This is a genomic window from Pseudomonas cyclaminis, assembly GCF_015163715.1.
Classification (GTDB): domain Bacteria; phylum Pseudomonadota; class Gammaproteobacteria; order Pseudomonadales; family Pseudomonadaceae; genus Aquipseudomonas; species Aquipseudomonas cyclaminis.
This window is the reverse complement of sequence record NZ_JADDUM010000285.1, coordinates 1-4402: the sequence shown is the minus strand read 5'-3', so window position 1 is coordinate 4402 and position 4402 is coordinate 1. Positions and strand designations below refer to the sequence as shown.

Genomic DNA, 4402 nt, shown 5'->3' with positions numbered 1-4402 from the left:
GGGCTGCGGAGCAGCCCCAAACCTGACACCGCCGATCTACCTGATACACCGCATCCGCCTGAGAAGGGCCGCTTCGCAGCCCAGCGCAGGGCAAGCCTGCTCATCACAGAGAATGTGGTCTATCAGGGGGAGTGGTGGTGTTGTTACCAGGTTGATGGGTCTTCGAGGCTTGCTTTTTCGAGGTCGTCTTTCCACCATTGATTAGTCAGCCTATAAATCTCTTCGAAAAAACTTCTTGGGTTCTCCATATCACTCCACCCCCAAGGCAGAGATCAGTAATAGCCGGGAGCTTGGCTCAGTATTTTTGAAAAGTCATAGTTCTTGTCATTAAGCGCGGCGCCCAAAATATTGAATAAAGATATGCGGTGTCGATAATTCAAGTCAGCGCTTTTATCAATTATATTTTTTTAATCAATTGCTCTCTGTCTGCATCGTTGTTGATGTCGTAGCCTGCAAGCTCTTTACCCAGCGTTTCCTCACGGTCATATATATCGAACGGACCAAGAAAATATCGGAGCTTAGGTTCATAAGGTACATTCAAGAAAGGGTGCTTTAGCATTGGGCGTTGCTCACAGGAAATACCGTATAGAGTTTTTTAGTCTCACGATCAAATTTTGCGATCGCTGCGTCCATGTTCTCATTGAATATGGGGTTGTTCCGCTCCTCCGGGTTTGGGATGTATACCAAACCGCAGCCTTGCAGTTCCATTATGACGATGGGATTGCCGTAGTAATCCTCTCCAGTGAATTCGGGTAAATTACGGGAGTTTCTAGTTGTAGCCTCGTTTAATACTGCCAATTGCATTTTATGGGTTTTGAATTTTGTGCTGAGTTGCATGGTTTTTCCATCTTCTATAAAAAAGTAAGTGAAATTTTAAGGTCTTAGGTTTTGGCGTTGTTCAACTCAAGTCTATAGAGCTTGAGGCAATCCAAAAGCACTTTCATAAAACGTCTTTTGTCAATGATTTCATCTTCAAAGTAAGTGTCAAAAAGGTGAAAAACAGATTCGAAGTTTTCGTCCGTTGATAGGTAGTGTTCAATTGTTTCTATAAACCACTGCTGTTCATCTTCTCGATATGAAAGAAATTCCGGTTTGGTTAAAATATGAAAAAGCTCAGAGAGTTCGTTTTCATTATTGATATTTTTTGAGGCGATTATTTCCTCTCTCTCTAAGTTTTTAGTGTTTTCTGTGCAGTAAGTGAATAAAAGGCCTCGCAATATCGGTAGGCTTGGTTTTTTTCTCATTATTCAAACTCCGTGTACGCAGTGATTGGTTTTCCGTCTCTGTTTAGATGAACGATTGCTTTTGACTGTCGTCCATATTCTAGCCCATCCCTTTTGTAACCCTCGCCGATAATTTTCCCCATGCCCATCGGTGTAGGAGTTTGCGCTCTGCCATTAAGTTTGAATATTAAAACTGCGCGCTCAATTGCATTGAATTGATCTCTATGACTCAGAAAGTGTGTGGCCGCACTTGGAGGCCTAGGTTGTCCCGCTCTTCTCCCTCTATCGTAGGTTTCGATTTCGCCGGTGGTAGGGTTCTTAGCTGTTTCCATTCGTTCAAGTTGAGATCCTAATGATGTTTGAGCTCCGTGTTTTTCCAAGAAGTGTGCGTCCGGAATTGATTTTTCCAACTCTGATAGACGTCGGTGGATATTTGACTCTGCAAGTTCATCAATCCTTGCCTGTCGCTCCGCACGTGTCAGTTGTGGTGAAGCCGGTTCTCCGTGATCAACGCTTTGCGTTTTGGAGGGAGCGGTTGTTCCAGGTTTGCATCCAGCCCCACCCGGACACGAGCTCAACCCCAACGGATCCACCCACCCCGTAGGATTGGGCACGTACTGGTACGCGTTGATCCCACCCGCCAGCTTCACTGGGTCCGGCGTCAGGTAACGACCAACATCTGGATTGTAGTAGCGATGACGGTTGTAGTGCAGCCCGCTTTCCTGATCAAAGTACTGACCCTGGAAGCGCAGCGGATTGTCGATTTTGTTTTTGTCGAGACGACTGATCTGGCCGTAGGCGCGGTAGTGCGCGGACCAGACGATGTCGCCGTCTGGATCTGTGAGTTCCTGTGGCGTGCCGAGGTGGTCGAGTTGGTAGTGGTAGGGCTGGGTTTCGTTTGGGCCAAAGCCTTCCAGTAGTGCCAAAGGGCGGAAGCTGTCGGGTTCGTAAAGGTAGCTTCGGTGGCGGTCCGCATGGTGCTCGGCAATCAGCTTGTCGCCTTGCCAGAAAAACTCCGTCGTTACACCTTCAATGGTCTTGCTGATACGCCGTCCAAACGGGTCGTATCGGTAGCTGGCGGTTTTCCCGTTAGGCTGTGTGACGGCTATCAACCGGTGCTGGCAGTCATAGCGGTATTCGGTGACCAGTTGGTGACCTTTACCTCTGCGTTCACCGATCAGGTTGCCGAAGGCGTCGTAGTCGTAATGCCGGTCGCCCTGGATCATCAGGCGGTTGCCGGCGACGATGTCCGGGCCGGGGCGGTCTTGCATGAGCAGGTTGCCCGCCGGGTTGTGGCCGAAGCGTTCCTGCAGGTCTTGGGAGTGGTCGGCGCGGGTCAGGCGATTCAGTGGGTCGTAGTGGTAGTGGTGTTCGCCTTTGCGGGTGTCGTTGAGGCGGGTGAGGTTGCCGGATTTGTCGTAGTCGTAATGGCGTTGGAGCAGGTGCTGTTCTTGCTGCGTTACGGCATGGGCGTGCAGGCGCTGTTGGTCGTCGTAGTGGTAGTGGCTGAGCAGTTGGCCTTGTTGGCGCTGGTGTTCTTGACCGGCCTTGAACAGGTGCGAGGTCAGTACCGCGCCGTTTAGCTCGACGGTGGCGAGGTGGCCGCCCTTGGCATGGTTGAACGCCACACGGTTGTTGTCCGGCAGGCGCAGGTGTTGAAGTTGGCCGCAGGCGTCGTAGCCATAGCGCAAGGTGCCCCAGCCTTGGTGTTCGGCGGTGAGGCGGTTCTGTACGTCATACTCGTAGGCCAGCGCCCAGTGGCCGTCGTCGACGCTGAGGAGATTGCCTTGACGGTCGTAGGCGTAATCGACCTTGTTGCCGTCGGGCAGGGTTTTTCTTACGAGACGACCGGCATGGTCGCGCTCATAGCGGGTAACCAACTGACTGCCATCGTCGCCGTGTTCAGTTTTTTCTCGCAGGTTGCCGTTGAGGTCGTAGACGTAGGCCGTGCGTTGCCCATCAAAGCCGATTTCCTGCTGGATCAGGCCGTTTGCGTGGTAATCCAGCCGGTAGGTTTCGCCCACTTCGTTTTCAATCTCGGTCAGCAGCAACCGCACGTTGTCGTAGCGGTACTTGACCTGGCTGCCGTCGGCATTGATGCGGCGGCTGATCAGGTGCAGGCCGTCGGCGTATTCATAGCGGGTGACGTGGCCCAGTTCATCGCGTTCGGCGGTGATTTTTCCGTAGGGGTTGTAGCTGTATTCCCTGCACGCGCCGCCGGGCAGTACGAGGCGAGTCAGCTGACCGACAGCGTCCCACTGGTATTGGGTCAGCGCGCCGTGTTCATCCTCACGGGCAATCTGCCGGCCCAGGTCGTCGTAGCGATAGCGCTTGATGCCACCATTAGGCAGTTGCTCTTCAACCAGCTGGCCGCGGTCATTCCACACCAGTCGCTGGCAACTGTGATCGGGGTACCACACCCCAATCAGTTGCCCGTATTTGTTGTAGCTGTAGTCGGTGATGTGACCGTCGGGATCGGTCCTGCGCGTCACGTCGCCCTGATCGTTGCGCTCGTACTTCCAAACCGCTGAGCCCCGCCTTACAACCCGTACGAACCCATTGTCATGCTCGTAGGATGTCGGCTCATCGTCCCCCGGAAACAACGCCACCAAGCGTCCGGCCTCGTCGTACTGATATGCCGTCACTGCGCCCAGCGGGTCCTGCTCGACCGTCAGCCGGCCTTTATCGTCGTAGGATTTGAAATGCTCGGCACCGTCCGGATCAATGCGCTGCACCAGCCGTGCGCGGTCATCATGGACATACACTTCCTGGCTGCCATCGGCGTTGTGCACCACAACGCTGCCGTCATCACCCCAGGCATACCGCGTATCCATCTGCGAAAAACTGGCCCAATGCCGGACACATCGCGCCGCTTTGCCAGACCGTTCCCACGCCCAAAAGAAACTTGCCCCACCGGCCAGGCCACGCTCAAGAATCACGTGCTGATCGTCGTAGCGATAAACCTCGCTTTCACCGACGGCATTGGTCGCTGAAACCAGTCGGCCCATCTCGTCATAGGCGTAGGAAACAACGCTGTGCTCTGTGATCCAGGCGTAAGGCTCGCGGCCCTTGGCCCGCTGAACCTGGTAGTCCACCGCGACAATGCGGCTCGACTCGTAACGCAAGAACAGCGCACAACCGGCACCGTTATCCAGCCGCTCAATGCGCCCTAAATAGTC

3 protein-coding genes are annotated in these 4402 nt (G+C 53.5%); all 3 read right to left on the bottom strand.

Translation table 11 applies throughout. The features are described from left to right. Window positions 1-552: 552 nt before the first annotated feature. Window positions 553-837, bottom strand: coding sequence for a hypothetical protein (locus tag IQK56_RS28390; protein WP_193864193.1), 285 nt, complete (start codon window positions 835-837; stop codon window positions 553-555). Between the two features lie 44 nt (window positions 838-881). Beyond that, window positions 882-1244: a hypothetical protein gene (locus IQK56_RS28385; protein WP_193864194.1), complete on the bottom strand. Its 363-nt coding sequence runs from the start codon at window positions 1242-1244 to the stop codon at window positions 882-884. Then, a partial coding sequence (locus IQK56_RS28380) for an RHS repeat-associated core domain-containing protein (RefSeq protein ID WP_193901909.1) occupies window positions 1244-4402 on the bottom strand: 3159 nt, incomplete at its 5' end. The genes IQK56_RS28385 and IQK56_RS28380, both read right to left, overlap by 1 nt.

Coding starts and splice junctions, on each gene's coding strand:
- IQK56_RS28390 (WP_193864193.1), bottom strand. CDS start 837: ATGCAACTCAGCACAAAATTCAAAACCCATAAAATGCAATTGGCAGTA.
- IQK56_RS28385 (WP_193864194.1), bottom strand. CDS start 1,244: ATGAGAAAAAAACCAAGCCTACCGATATTGCGAGGCCTTTTATTCACT.